Source organism: Kitasatospora papulosa (genome assembly GCF_000717245.1).
GTDB lineage: Bacteria > Actinomycetota > Actinomycetes > Streptomycetales > Streptomycetaceae > Streptomyces > Streptomyces papulosus.
In genome coordinates, this window is the sequence record NZ_JNYQ01000002.1 from 440,054 (window position 1) to 452,515 (window position 12,462).

At 68.4% G+C, this 12,462-nt stretch carries 14 protein-coding genes; 6 read left to right on the top strand and 8 right to left on the bottom strand.

Going from position 1 to position 12,462, the window contains the following annotated elements:
* Positions 1-69 precede the first annotated feature (69 nt).
* Positions 70-1,455, top strand: coding sequence for a serine hydrolase domain-containing protein (locus IA22_RS0107450; protein ID WP_030123077.1), 1,386 nt, complete (start codon positions 70-72; stop codon positions 1,453-1,455).
* 153 nt (positions 1,456-1,608) lie between these two features.
* On the opposite strand, the gene IA22_RS0107455 is transcribed toward IA22_RS0107450, so the two are convergent.
* Genes IA22_RS0107455 through IA22_RS0107465 form a run of 3 tightly spaced genes read right to left on the bottom strand, consistent with a single transcriptional unit; the run spans position 1,609 to position 3,754 of the window.
* On the bottom strand, positions 1,609-2,772 hold the full coding sequence (locus IA22_RS0107455) for a winged helix DNA-binding domain-containing protein (protein WP_030123078.1): 1,164 nt from the start codon (positions 2,770-2,772) through the stop codon (positions 1,609-1,611).
* A gap of 42 nt (positions 2,773-2,814) precedes the next feature.
* Positions 2,815-3,267, bottom strand: coding sequence for a GNAT family N-acetyltransferase (locus IA22_RS0107460; RefSeq protein ID WP_015577928.1), 453 nt, complete (start codon positions 3,265-3,267; stop codon positions 2,815-2,817).
* Positions 3,268-3,295: 28 nt separating this feature from the next.
* Positions 3,296-3,754, bottom strand: coding sequence for a MarR family winged helix-turn-helix transcriptional regulator (locus tag IA22_RS0107465; RefSeq protein WP_014155191.1), 459 nt, complete (start codon positions 3,752-3,754; stop codon positions 3,296-3,298).
* Between the two features lie 139 nt (positions 3,755-3,893).
* Here IA22_RS0107465 and IA22_RS0107470 point away from each other — a divergent pair, with 139 nt between their 5' ends.
* Positions 3,894-5,135, top strand: a complete 1,242-nt coding sequence (locus tag IA22_RS0107470; RefSeq protein ID WP_030123079.1) for an MFS transporter — start codon at positions 3,894-3,896, stop codon at positions 5,133-5,135.
* 158 nt (positions 5,136-5,293) lie between these two features.
* On the opposite strand, the gene IA22_RS0107475 is transcribed toward IA22_RS0107470, so the two are convergent.
* From IA22_RS0107475 to IA22_RS0107490, 4 genes are all read right to left on the bottom strand, one after another.
* Positions 5,294-5,773, bottom strand: a complete 480-nt coding sequence (locus IA22_RS0107475) for an NUDIX domain-containing protein (protein ID WP_014155189.1) — start codon at positions 5,771-5,773, stop codon at positions 5,294-5,296.
* Between the two features lie 52 nt (positions 5,774-5,825).
* Positions 5,826-6,722, bottom strand: coding sequence for a LysR family transcriptional regulator (locus IA22_RS0107480; RefSeq protein WP_014155188.1), 897 nt, complete (start codon positions 6,720-6,722; stop codon positions 5,826-5,828).
* 274 nt (positions 6,723-6,996) lie between these two features.
* Complete coding sequence (locus IA22_RS0107485; RefSeq protein ID WP_030123080.1) at positions 6,997-8,121, bottom strand: cystathionine gamma-lyase; 1,125 nt, start codon at positions 8,119-8,121, stop codon at positions 6,997-6,999.
* Between the two features lie 65 nt (positions 8,122-8,186).
* Positions 8,187-8,564 (bottom strand): phage holin family protein, encoded by a 378-nt coding sequence (locus IA22_RS0107490; protein ID WP_015577931.1) that lies wholly within the window; start codon positions 8,562-8,564, stop codon positions 8,187-8,189.
* 78 nt (positions 8,565-8,642) lie between these two features.
* Here IA22_RS0107490 and IA22_RS0107495 point away from each other — a divergent pair, with 78 nt between their 5' ends.
* The 4 genes from IA22_RS0107495 to IA22_RS0107510 all read left to right on the top strand — a co-directional run bounded on the left by IA22_RS0107495 (position 8,643) and on the right by IA22_RS0107510 (position 10,926).
* Positions 8,643-8,960 carry a cupin domain-containing protein gene (locus IA22_RS0107495; RefSeq protein WP_015577932.1) on the top strand — a complete coding sequence of 106 codons (318 nt, stop codon included), beginning with the start codon at positions 8,643-8,645 and terminating at the stop codon, positions 8,958-8,960.
* Between the two features lie 156 nt (positions 8,961-9,116).
* The gene (locus IA22_RS0107500; protein WP_014155184.1) at positions 9,117-9,332 is read left to right on the top strand and encodes a DUF5326 family protein; all 216 of its coding nucleotides are present in this window, start codon (positions 9,117-9,119) and stop codon (positions 9,330-9,332) included.
* Positions 9,333-9,619: 287 nt separating this feature from the next.
* Positions 9,620-10,387: an IclR family transcriptional regulator gene (locus IA22_RS0107505; RefSeq protein WP_276323071.1), complete on the top strand. Its 768-nt coding sequence runs from the start codon at positions 9,620-9,622 to the stop codon at positions 10,385-10,387.
* 101 nt (positions 10,388-10,488) lie between these two features.
* Positions 10,489-10,926 carry an SsgA family sporulation/cell division regulator gene (locus tag IA22_RS0107510; protein WP_030123081.1) on the top strand — a complete coding sequence of 146 codons (438 nt, stop codon included), beginning with the start codon at positions 10,489-10,491 and terminating at the stop codon, positions 10,924-10,926.
* A 60-nt stretch (positions 10,927-10,986) separates the two neighbouring features.
* Here the strand turns inward: IA22_RS0107510 and IA22_RS0107515 are convergent, their stop codons facing one another.
* Positions 10,987-12,342 carry a YibE/F family protein gene (locus IA22_RS0107515; protein ID WP_014155181.1) on the bottom strand — a complete coding sequence of 452 codons (1,356 nt, stop codon included), beginning with the start codon at positions 12,340-12,342 and terminating at the stop codon, positions 10,987-10,989.
* Positions 12,343-12,462 lie beyond the last annotated feature (120 nt).

Consider the following 12,462-nt stretch of genomic DNA (forward strand, 5'->3'; position numbering starts at 1 on the left):
GGTCGCGCCGAGGACGGAACTGGGGCGAAACCGTTCGTCAGGCGGTGGCCGGGCAGGTCATCCTTGGGCATGACCTCTTCCGAAAACCTGCTCCCCGGCACCCGGCGTGCCCTGCTCCATCGCGTCGCGACAGCGCAAGCCGAAGGCCGGGCCCCGTCTCTCGTCGCCGCGGTGCGACGGGACGGACAGACCGCGTGGAGTGGCGCGCGCACGTGTGTGGACGGGCATGCACCCGATGGGGACACGCAGTTCAGGATCGGTTCCATCACCAAGACGTTCACCGCCGTGCTGGTGATGCGCCTGCGCGACGAAGGCCTGCTGGATCTGGACGACGCCCTCGAGAAGCACCTGCCGGGCACGGGCAAGGACGTCGGGCGGCTGACCGTCTTCCAGCTGCTCGGTCACGGCGGTGGCCTGCGGGCCGAGACACCTGCCCCCTGGTGGGAGAGGACACCGGGCACCACGCGTGCGGAACTGGCGGATGTGGTCGGGGACGAGCCCCTGATCCACCCGTCCGGTCATCTCCACCACTACTCGAACCCGGGTTACACGCTGCTCGGCTCCCTGGTCGAGGCACTGCGCGGCGACTCCTGGGCCGGCGTGCTGCGCCGCGAGATCTTGGAACCTCTGGGGATGGACCGTACGACTCCGCAGGCCAGTGCTCCGCATGCCGGAGGCTGGGCCGTTCATCCCTGGGCCGACGTCATGCTGCCGGAGCCGGCGGAGGACCTCGGACTGATGGCACCGGCCGGTCAGCTCTGGTCGACCACCAGCGATCTTCTGCGTTTCGCGGGCTTCCTGGCGCAGGGCGATGAGCGGGTGCTGTGTGCGGCCTCGGTCGCGGAGATGCGCGCCCCCGCTGCCCCGCCCGAGACGGGTGACTGGGCCGGAGCGTACGGCCTCGGTCTGCAGGCCCTGCGCCGCGGAAACCGCACGCTCTTCGGGCACTCCGGATCACTGCCCGGGTTCCTGGCCACTCTGCTGTTCAGCGTCGAGGACGATGTGGCGGCCGTCGTGCTCTCGAACGCCACCTCCGGCCCTTTGACCGGCGCGGTCGCCGCGGACCTCATCCAGATCGTCGCCGACGCGGAACCGAGGATGCCGGAACCGTGGCGGCCGCTGCCCGAGGTCGACGCAGGGCTGCTGGCATTGACCGGCCCCTGGTACTGGGGCACCCAGGTACACGCCCTGAAACTGCTCGCCGACGGGGGTCTCGAGTTCCAGCCGCTGCGAGGCGTTGGCCGTGCGGCACGGTTCCGGGCACGCCCCGACGGCACGTGGGTGGGACTCAACGGCTACTACGCGGGGGAGACGCTCCGAGTGGTGCGTGCGGATGACGGCACGGTCGACCATCTCGACCTGGGGTCGTTCGTCTTCACCCGGGAGCCGTACGACAGGAGTGCGGCCATCCCCGGCGGTGTGGACGCGGAGGGTTGGCGAGGTCTCGACCTCTGAGCAGCCGAGAAGCGGCCCGAAGCTCGCGATGAGCGCACGATGGGGAGCATGAGGGAGAGGCCGGTCCGGCGTTTCACGTGAAACACCAACGCCGGGCCGACTTCGCCCTACTCTGCCGAGCAACAGGCCATCGGCTTGCGCGTCGGCGCAGGCTCAGGCAGTCAGCTCGCGTTCCAGAGGCGTACGGAAGCGCGGAGTGATCCGGGCGTCGCCCATCCATGCCGACATCCGCGACGCCTCGGAGGCGACGAGCTCTGAGGCTTCCCCGCCTACGTCGGACAGCAGGCGCCACACCAGCTCACCGTCGGCGCGCTGGGCCCAGCCACCCACGATCCCGCCGTTGAACCACACCGTGGGCCCGATGTTGCCCGCGCGGTCGAACAGGGCGGCGCGGTGGTTCGAGGGCAACTGGAACGTGCGGTCGGCCCACCCCATCGCACTGGGGTCGAGGCCCGGGAGCAGAGCAGCCCACGGCTCGGAGGGAGGCTCTGCGGCGAGATCTCCCGGGATGACCCAGCCGGCTGCCCCGCTGTCGAGCAGTACTTCCTCGGGGGCGATCGCGGCCAGGGCCTCGCGTGTCTCGCGGACGCCCCAGCCGGTCCACCACGCGAGATCTTTTTCGGTCGCGGGACCGTAGGACTGGAGCCAGCGCCGGGCTACTTCCACCCGAGCCCGTGCGGGATCCGATGGGGGCAAAGGCTCCGAGGCCGTCCAGCGGAACTGGCTGGAGGTCCAGGTGCCGCGTGGCCGGTCCCTCCGGATGCGGCCCTCGGCGGCCAGCACACGGATCACCCGGGACGCTACGCCTTGCACCGTCTCCTGTTTCGTCCCGGGGAAGACCGTGATCTTGGTGCGCAATGCCGGTACGACTGCTGAAAGCTCGCTCCCCGTCGCACGGCCCCGCAGGGACAGAACCGCGATTGTCTGCTGCTCGACCGCCGCGAGCCACCGCTCGTCCAGCCCGTTCCCGTCTTCCCTCAGATGCTTGAGGAGCCTCTGCCGTTCTTTGGCTGCCACGCGCCGTGCATGTGACGCGTCGACGGAAGCCGCGACGGCCCGGGACATGGTGAACAGGGTGTTCCGCATGGCGAGGAGACGCACCAAGGAGACGTCCTCGTAGAGCGCTCGCTCCACCGCACCGATGTCGGGGGTGGTGAGCCGTGCACAGGCGGAGAGGAAGACGGCGGCGGCGTCCGTCGCGTGCAGCGCGACGACGGCGTCCGCCACCGCGACGACGGAGGAGGCCCGGGCAGCGGGAGCGAGCAGATGCCGCCGGCCGAGCCTGAGCCTGCGCTGCTCGTCATCGATGCGGTACACGCGAAACCTCCCGAGGTGCGGAACTGGGTGGTGATGCCCCGATCAGAGGGCAAGCTTGAACCCCACGTGGCTTGCGGTGAAGCCGAGCCGCTCATAGAAACGGTGGGCGTCGGTACGCGTGTTGTCCGACGTCAGCTGCACCAACTGGCATCCCTGGCGCCGGGATTCGTCGACCGCCCACTGGATCAGCTGTGTGCCGAGCCCGCTGCCCCGCTCGTCGGCATGGACGCGGACGCCTTCGATGACCGAGCGCGTCGCGCCGCGCCGGGACAGCCCGGGAATGACGGTGAGCTGAAGGTTCCCCACGACGCGGCCTTCGCGCACGGCCACCACCAGATGCTGATTCGGGTCGTCGCACATCCGCCGGAACGCGGACCGGTAAGGCGCGAGGTCGTCCGGGGACTCGCGCTGCGCGCCCAGCGGGTCGTCGGCCAGCATGGCCACGACGGCGGGTATGTCGGCGAGTGCGGCGGGACGTATGTCGAGATCGCTCATGATCGGCAGACTACGCAACCCCGTTGGCTCAGGCGGGGATCTTCAGCGCCTCGACGGTCCGGACCAGGGGAGCGAGCTCCGGGTTCTCGGCAGCTTCGTCGAGAGCGGCGCGGAGCGCGATGTCATTGGTGGGCCTGGCTTCGTTCAGCAGCGTGAGACCCGCTTCTGTGACGTCCGTGTAGATACCCCGGCGATCCGTGTCGCACAGGTACCTGGTGAGCAGCCCACGGTCCTCGAGCCGGGTGACCAGTCGGGTGGTGGCGCTCTGGCTCAGCACCACAGCGTCCGCCACCTGCTTCATCTGCAGGTGCCCACCCGTTCCGCTGTGCTGGCGGCTCAGGACGTCGAGCAGGGAGAACTCCCGCGCGCTGAGGTTGTGGCGGGACTGGAGGGCCCGCTCGATACGACTTTCGATCTTCCCGTGGAGCAGGGAGAGGGCGCACCAGCTCTGCGCGAGGGACGTCAGGGCGGGATCTGTCGCGGTCACGGGTCTCTCCTCCGTACGGGAGCTGCTTGCCTCCAGGATAGGGCACGGACGCAATAGCCCGCGCTTGCAATTAACAGGCGTCTGCAATTATTGTGAACGCTCGTAACGGGCACATGCAATCCTTAAGGAAGTGACATCCATGCCGCTCGCGCTCCTCGCCCTCGCCATAGGGGCTTTCGGTATCGGCACCACCGAGTTCGTGATCATGGGGTTGCTTCCCGATGTCGCGGCTGACTTCCAGGTCTCGATTCCGACTGCCGGCTTCCTCGTCACCGGCTACGCCCTGGGCGTGGTCCTCGGTGCTCCCCTGATGACCGTGCTTGGCACCCGCGTGACCAGGAAGCGCATGCTGATGCTCCTGATGGGGCTCTTCATCGTGGGGAACGTGGTCTCCGCCCTTGCCCCCGTCTTCGGCGTGATGCTTGCCGGGCGAGTGATCGCCTCACTCGCCCACGGCGCCTTCTTCGGTATCGGATCGGTCGTGGCCGCGGATCTGGTCGCTCCGGAGAAGAGGGCAGGTGCCATCGCCATGATGTTCACCGGCCTGACCGTCGCCAATGTCGTCGGAGTTCCGCTGGGAACCTTCATCGGCCAGAATTTCGGCTGGCGCGTGACGTTCTTCGTCGTCGCGGGACTCGGAGTCCTGGGTCTCCTCGGTGTGGCGAAGCTCGTGCCGGAGCAGCCGAAGGCTCAGGGGGTGCGCATCAGCCACGAGCTGGCTGCGTTCCGCAACGTCCAGGTGCTGCTCGCCATGGCGATGACGGTGCTGGGGTTCGGCGGTGTCTTCGCGGCGATCACCTACATCACGCCGATGATGACGGACACTGCCGGCTTCGCCACGTCGTCCGTCACTTGGCTCCTGGTCCTCTTCGGCCTGGGCATGGTCGGCGGCAACCTGCTCGGCGGCAAGTTCGCCGACCGCCATCTGATGCCGATGCTGTACGTGTCGCTCGGTGCGCTCGCCACGGTCCTGGCCCTCTTCACCGTGACTGCGCACAACAAGATCGCCGCAGCGGTGACCATCGTTCTCATCGGGGCCCTCGGCTTCGCGACCGTGCCGCCGCTCCAGAAGCGTGTACTCGACCAGGCGGCCGGTGCTCCCACCCTGGCCTCGGCGGTCAACATCGGAGCCTTCAACCTCGGGAACGCTCTCTCGGCGTGGCTCGGAGGCATCGTGATCGCAGCCGGGTTCGGGTACACCGCGCCCAACTGGGTCGGTGCTGCACTCGCCGCCTCGGCGCTGCTGCTGGCCGTAATCTCCGGTTCGATCGAGCGTCGGACGTTCGCCGGTGATCCGGCTGCGGCACACGCTTCCGTGCCTGTCGCGGACGTCGGCCTCAGCGAGTCCGCCCCCACGGCTTCGGTGCCGATGGCGCGTTGACGAAGAGGCGCCGCAGAGGTTTCACGTGAAACACGGTGTCACGCGGGAATCGGACGGCCGGGCGACAGTGCGTTCGTCCACGGCTGCCCGCCGAGGTGCACGCGGGCAGCCAGGGCCGTCCGCCGTACACCCCACCTGGACCCGACCCGAACCGGGGATCAGCCCAGATCGGGCGCATGCAGCGCCCGTACACCCTCGATGTTGGCGTCCAGGTAGTGCCGAAGCGACAGGGGCACGAGGTGCACGGCTGCGATTCCGACGCGGCTGAAGGGCACACGGACGACGTCGTACTCTCCGCAGGGTTCGTCGATTTCCGGTCCGTGCCGACGCGAGAGATCCATCGACGCCAGTCGGCAGACGAAGAAATACTGCACCTTCACACCTTTGACGCCGCCACCGGCAATGTGCTCGACGGTGTCGACGAAGCAGGGCACCACGTCGACGACCTTGGCGCCGAGCTCCTCGTCGACCTCGCGGTGCAACGCCTCGACGACGGTGGCGTCCTCAGGCTCCACGCCACCACCCGGTGTGACCCAGTACGGGTCGACACCTGGCTTGGTGCGCTTGATCAGGATGAGGTCATCGCCGTCGAGCAGGACGGCGCGAGCTGTGCGCTTGACCACGGGGCGTTCGGTCATGGCAAGAGCGTGGCCCAGGAAACCCGGTCTGAAACGCCTGCCGGCCGTCCGGTCACCAGTCCACGGCAGCACGCACCAGCCACTCGTGCGCCCGCGCAATGTGCGGGAGCCCGAGTGTGCCGGTCCTCGCGATGAGGAAGTACGTGCGCAGGGGCGGTACCGGTGGGTCGAGCAGCGCCACGACCTCACCCCGCTCCAGCGCGCCCTCGCAGAGATAGCGCGGGAGCACCGCGAGGCCCGCGCCCGCTGCCGCGCACTCCAGAACAGCCCGGAGATCCGGTGCGATCACGGCGGCCGCAGCGGCCGGGCTGCTGTCGAAGACCGTGGCCCAGTAGTGCGAGATCAAAGGGAGACTCTCGTGCACTTCCACCACCGGAAGCTGCTCCAGAAGCACGGACCCCTTGTGTCGCAGCGTTCCGGGCCCCAGGTGCCCCGCCCAGCGCGGCGCTGCGACCAGGACGTGCTCCTCGTCGCAGAGGGTGGTCGATGTCATCAGTCCACCTCGCGGACGGGCCGTGGTGATGGCCAGATCGTGGTGCCCGGCCGCCAGCCCTTCCCACATGTCCTCGGCGTTCGTGACAAAAGTGCTGCGTAGCGCGAGCCCCTGGGAGATCAGCGGCGTGAGGGCCGGCAGCGCCCGGACGGAGGTGAACTCGGGCGGACCGGCCAGGTGCAGTGTCCGCGTTCCCGACTCCTCGTCGAGCCCCGCCTCGACGATGTCGACCAGCGCGTCGAGGTGAGGGGCTGCGCGGTGGGCGAGTTCGTCACCCACCGTGGTCGGGGTGACCCCGCGGGCCCTGCGCAGGAAGAGCGGGCGGCCCAGTTGCCGTTCCAGGGCGCGTATCTGTGAGGTGACGGCGGGTTGTGAGAGTCCGAGCAGGGCGGCGGCCCGGGTGAAGGATCCGGCCCTGTGCACCGTCACGAACGTGCGCAGCAGGGACAGGTCCACGGTCCGCCCTCTCCACTCCGGCTGACGCTGCGTCGGACCGCACCGTCCCTTACGACCGCCTCAACTATAAATATGTCGATAGCTGGCTGTCGTTACTGTGATTGGACACTGACGCACAGTCAATTAGCCTTGTCCAGACGGTTCTCGGCGCAGGAACCGGGGCGGTCCGAGCCACGAGGGGGGAGGCTCGGACCGCTCGTCCCGAGCGGGGCCGGTCCGGTGGACGGGGACGCCTGTCCCGGACCGGTCCTGCCAGGACCGTATGCGCGGGGCGTCAGCGCACCGAGGCGTCCAGCGCCCGTGCCACGTCCGCCAGCAGGTCCTCGGGGTCCTCGGCGCCCACCGAGAACCGGATGAAGCCCGCCGGTACCGCGTCACCGCCCCAGCGCGCACGCCGCTCGGCGGTGGAACGGACGCCGCCGAAGCTCGTCGCGTCGTCCACCAGCCGCAGCGCGCCCAGGAAACGCTCAGCGGTCTGCTCGTCCGCCAGCTCGAACGAGACCACCGAGCCGAAGCGCCGCATCTGTCGCACGGCGATCGGGTACGAGGGGTCCGTGGGCAATCCCGGGTAGCGGAGCCCCGACACGTCCGCACGCGCGGTCAGGGCCTCGGCCAAGGCCAGAGCCGTCGTGCACTGACGGTCGATCCGCAGCTGCAGAGTCGCCAGCGAGCGATGTGCGAGCCAGGCCTCCATGGGGCCGGGAATGGCGCCGACGACCTTGCGCCAGCGCCGCACCCCGGCCGAGAGCAGTGGGTCCCGGCAGCTCACGTGCCCCAGAAGGATGTCCCCGTGCCCGGTCATGCCCTTGGTGTCGCTGGCCACCGAGAAGTCGGCGCCCAGCTCCAGAGGACGCTGGCCGAGAGAGGTGGCCAGAGTGTTGTCGACCGCTACCAGGACGCCCGCGGCATGCGCCGCCTCGACGAGCCGGCGCACATCACAGACGTCGAGCCCGGGATTGGAGGGAGTCTCGATCCAGAGGAGCTTGGCGCCCTCCAGGAGCTCCAGCTGGGCGTCGCCACCGGTGGGCGCGGTGCGGACCTCGACGCCGTACGCCTCCAACTGCTCGCGCACCAGGGGCAGCGCCTGGTATCCGTCGTTCGGCAGGACCACGACGTCGCCGGTACGAGCCTGGGACAGCAGCACTGCGGAGACGGCCGCCATACCGGAGGCGAAGACCGTCGTCTCCACCTCCTGCCCGGGCGCTTCCAGCTCGCCGATGGCCCGCTCCAGGTGGGTCCAGGTCGGATTGGTCTCCCGGCCGTACGTGTAAGGACCGACGGGTTCGCCGGACAGATGGAAGTGCGCGGCGAAGACCGGACCGGGGAGAGTGGGCTCGTACTGTTCCGGTTCGGGCAGGCCCGCTCGTACGGCGCGTGTCCCGTCACCCATGGTGCTCATTCCCATTACCTCGTCTCTCCCCGGTGCTCACCGGTCCGCTCCGCACTGTGTCATCAGGGGACCGTTCAGTCCTCGTCGGGGAGCACCACATTGAGCGCCCAGGACACGACCGAGATGATCAGGCCGCCCAGGACCGCGGTCCAGAAGCCCTCGACGTGGAAGTTCAGACCGACGACGTCGGCGAGCCAGGAGGTCAGCATCAGCATCAGCGCGTTGACCACGAGGGTGATCAGCCCGAGCGTCAGGATGAACAGGGGCAGGGTGAGCAGCTTCACCACCGGCTTGACGACGAAGTTCACCAAGCCGAAGAGCAGGGCCACCAGTATCAGGGTGAGGGTCTTGCGGCCGGTGTTGTCCCCGGTCAGCGTGATGTCCTGGAGCAGCCAGATGGCCACGGCCAGCGCACCCGCGTTGGCGATCGTCTTGACTACGAAATTCTTCATGTGTCTGATCGTTGCAGACATGATCCGTGGCCGGCACCGGCCGGGTGTACGAGCACATGCGCGAGGGGCGGACGGACGATGAAGGCATTCAGGCTGGACGAACTGGAGGCGGAGCGCGCCGCCAACGACGGCGCCTATCTGCAGTTCGTCCGGGAACGCAACATGTCCGTCGGTCTGTACGCCCTGGACGCCGGCGCGCTCGACCCCCAGCAACCCCATCAGCAGGACGAGGTGTACTTCGTCGTCAGCGGCAGGGCATCCATCACGGTGGGTACGGAGACCACGCAGGTGGGACGGGGAAGCGTCGTGTACGTACCCGCCGGGGTCGCCCACAAGTTCCATCACATCACCGAGGACCTCCGGGTGATGGTGGTCTTCTCCCCGCCGGAGGGCTGAGCGGTCGGCCTCCGGGTTTTCACCGGTACCCGTGGTCCGGGATCTTGATGTTCCCTAGGGGATCGCTCAGGGGACTTCAAGGGCTCCCGGCCCCCCGCAGGCCATGCCCGCGCCCTTAGCATCGGAGCAGGAACTCACGGAGACGAGGTAACGGTGATGGCGGTGCGGGAGATTTTCGCGGGGATGCCCTGGTGGGTGAAGTGGGTCGCGGTGCCTCTCATCGCGATCGTCGTGTTCGGTGGCCTGATCGCCAGCGTGGTCGGGTTCGTCATCGGGCTGCTGTTCAAGCTGCTGGTGTTCGTCGTCCTCGTGGGTGGCCTGATCTTTGTCGTCCGGAAGTTCATGTCCTCGTCCGAGCGCGGGGGCTGGTAGGAGGACGGCGCGGACACGCGGTCACAGCGTGTACGCGGAGCGGGGGACGGGTCACACATTCGGCGATTAGCCCAGCTGAGCTAAGTCCAGGACGAAACCCCCCTCGTGACTGAACGTGCGGATACAGTGACGTACCGCTGCCGCCAGCTGGGAAATGACGGTCTGTCACCATCCTGCCCAGTGGTTCGTGCGACCGTCCGGTCTCCGGACCCCAGGCTCGCGGCGGGCCCGTGGGGGCGGCCCCCGCGGGAGGGCTGAGAGCCCGTCACCATGCCTGGGGGTGACCTGTGACCACGGCATCGAGTACCGCTGTCCCGACGTTGATCGGTTCTGTTCAGCGGGCGCTGAGACTTATGGAGGCTGTGGGCACCCATCGGGACGGGGCGCCGGCGAAGCAGCTCGCCCGGGAGGCCGGTCTTCCCCTCCCCACCGCCTACCACCTGCTGCGCACCCTGACCCATGAGGGATACCTCCGCAGGGAGAACGGCGTCTTCCTTTTCGGGGCCGCGGCCGAGAGGCTGGGCGGAGGTGCCGCCACTCCACGTCCCGGAGTGATCGTCGACTCCCTCGCGCACTGGGCGCACGTCATCGGCGCCCCCGTGTACTGCGCCCTCTACAAGGACGGCGAGATCGAGATGGTCGCCGTCGCCGACACTCCCGCCGCACCCGCGGTGCGCGAGTGGGCCTCGTTCCGGGAGACAGGTCACGCCCACGCCCTCGGGCAGTGTCTTCTCGGGCAGCTCGACGAGCGTGCGCGCGAGGACCACCTGGACCGGCACCCCGTCCGGCCGCTGACGCGTTACTCCGTAAGGGACCGTCAGGCGCTGCTGTGCCGGCTGAGAGCGATGAAACGTACGGAACCCGTCGTCGAACGGCAGGAGTACGCCATGGGCACGGTCTGTGCGGCCATTCCGATCACTGTCGGTTCCGCCGTCGCGGCCATGGCTGTTTCTCTCCCCCTGGATCAGGAAGAACGGTTGCTCCCCGCAGTCGAACAACTACGCTGCGAAGTGACCACCCTCTTGCGCTCGTTCGTGTTCTCTATCAGTATCTGAAAAATCACTCCTTGTGATCTGCTATCGCGTGCATCACGATGGCGTCAATAGGGCCATGGGGGATCATTCCTGGCCAGTTTCATCTACTGCGGGGTTGAACGATGCGCGAGTCGGTTCAAGCAGAGGTCATGATGAGCTTCCTCGTCTCCGAGGAGCTCTCCTTCCGTATTCCTGTGGAGCTCCGGTACGAGGTCAGTGATCCGTATGCGATCCGGATGACCTTCCACCTGCCAGGTGACGCCCCCGTCACCTGGGCATTCGGCCGTGAGCTGCTGCTCGACGGTCTCAACAGCCCCAGTGGTGACGGCGATGTGCACATCGGCCCGATCGAGCCCGAAGGGCTGTCGGATGTACACATCCGCCTTCAGGTCGGTGCGGACCGAGCGCTCTTCAGGGCCGGCACGGCACCTCTTGTGGCCTTCCTCGATCGGACGGACAAGCTGGTGCCACTCGGGCAGGAGCACACGCTGGGTGACTTCGACGGCAATCTGGAAGAGGCGTTGGGCCGCATTCTCGCCAAGGAACAGAACGCCGGCTGATCGGGCGGATCCGGCTGAACACCGAGCGCCGGCGACCGGCCACGCGTCCGGTGTCCCGGCTCATGCTTTGCGGCGTCGGCCCTTCCCGGTCCGTACGGGTGCTGGAGCTCCGGCTTCCGCGCCGAGCCCCGTGCGGTCCGCGGAGACCACCAGGGCCGCGAGCACCGTCGTCACCGGCACCGAGGCGACCAGCCCGATCGATCCGACCAGCGTCCTCACGATCTCCTCCGCGACCAGTTCGCTGTTGGCCACGGTGCCCACGCTGCTCTGCGCGATCGAGAAGAGCAGTAGCAGCGGCAGGGCCGCGCCCGCGTAGGCGAGCACGAGCGTGTTGACGACCGAGGCGATGTGGTCGCGGCCGATCCGGATGCCCGCGCGGTAGAGCCGGCGCACGCCCATCGTCGGGTCGGCCTGATGCAGTTCCCAGACCGCCGACGTCTGGGTGACCGTCACGTCGTCGAGGACGCCGAGCGAGCCGATGATCACACCGGCCAGCAGCAGGCCGCTCATGTCGATGTCCGGGTACAGCCCGTGGATGAGCCCGGTGTTGTCATCGGTGTTCCCGGACAGGCTGGCCCAGCCGATGAAGAGGGAGCCCAGCAGTCCGATCAGCACCAGCGAGATGAGCGTGCCGATGACGGCCACCGAGGTGCGGGCCGTCAGTCCGTGGCAGGCGTAGAGGGCGATCAGCATGATCGCACTGGCCCCGATCACTGCCACGACCAGGGGATTCGACCCCTGGAGGATCGCCGGCAGGATGAACAGGGTCAGAACGGCGAAGGAGACGGCCAGGGCGATCAGCGCCATCAGTCCGCGCAGCCTGCCCACGACGACCACCGCGAGGGCGAAGAGCCCGGCGAGCACTGCCATCGGAACCGTACGGTCCACGTCGGTGACCGAGTACTGCAGATCCCGGGGTGCGTCGGGTGCGTAGGCCACGACCACGCCTTGGCCCTCGTGCAGTTGCCGCGGGGCATCGGGCTGGACGACCTCGACGAACGTACGGCCCTTGTCCTCACCGGTCGTCACCTCGACCGTGGCCTTCTTGCACTGGCCCGTCTGCTCGTTGACGGCCTCCCGTCCCGACGGCGTCGAGGTGTCGCCGGTCGGAGGCACCTGTGAGGCGTTGACGTCGGCGCAGTCGACCGACACGACCTTCGTCACCCGCCCGTCCTGGGTCTGCCGGTCGAACCCGACACCTGTGCGCTCATGGGCTGGGGTGCCGCCGGGCCAGAACGCCACGAGGCCGACCAGCACGGCGGTCGCGAAGGGGATCACCACGGCCGCGATGACCTTGCGCAGGTGCTTGGAGACGGGCGCGGCCGGGCCGTGACTGTGGCTGTGGGCGTGCACATGGCTCTGAGTGCTGCCTGTCGCGTGGCCGGGGGATTCGGGGGCGTTTCCGGGGGACGTCACCCGGCGATCATCCCAAGAACTGCGGAGGCCCTCTGGTCAGCACGCCAGAAAGGAGGCTAGCGTGGAGCGACATCTGTACACGCGGGAGCTCGGAGCACCGGGCTGAGAGGGCGCTGACCT

Bases quoted from the DNA above. Each gene is read 5' to 3' on its own strand.
- IA22_RS0107450 (WP_030123077.1), top strand. From the start codon at position 70: ATGACCTCTTCCGAAAACCTGCTCCCCGGCACCCGGCGTGCCCTGCTC.
- IA22_RS0107460 (WP_015577928.1), bottom strand. From the start codon at position 3,267: ATGAGCGATCTCGACATACGTCCCGCCGCACTCGCCGACATACCCGCC.
- IA22_RS0107470 (WP_030123079.1), top strand. From the start codon at position 3,894: ATGCCGCTCGCGCTCCTCGCCCTCGCCATAGGGGCTTTCGGTATCGGC.
- IA22_RS0107475 (WP_014155189.1), bottom strand. From the start codon at position 5,773: ATGACCGAACGCCCCGTGGTCAAGCGCACAGCTCGCGCCGTCCTGCTC.
- IA22_RS0107485 (WP_030123080.1), bottom strand. From the start codon at position 8,121: ATGAGCACCATGGGTGACGGGACACGCGCCGTACGAGCGGGCCTGCCC.
- IA22_RS0107490 (WP_015577931.1), bottom strand. From the start codon at position 8,564: ATGAAGAATTTCGTAGTCAAGACGATCGCCAACGCGGGTGCGCTGGCC.
- IA22_RS0107495 (WP_015577932.1), top strand. From the start codon at position 8,643: ATGAAGGCATTCAGGCTGGACGAACTGGAGGCGGAGCGCGCCGCCAAC.
- IA22_RS0107500 (WP_014155184.1), top strand. From the start codon at position 9,117: ATGGCGGTGCGGGAGATTTTCGCGGGGATGCCCTGGTGGGTGAAGTGG.
- IA22_RS0107510 (WP_030123081.1), top strand. From the start codon at position 10,489: ATGCGCGAGTCGGTTCAAGCAGAGGTCATGATGAGCTTCCTCGTCTCC.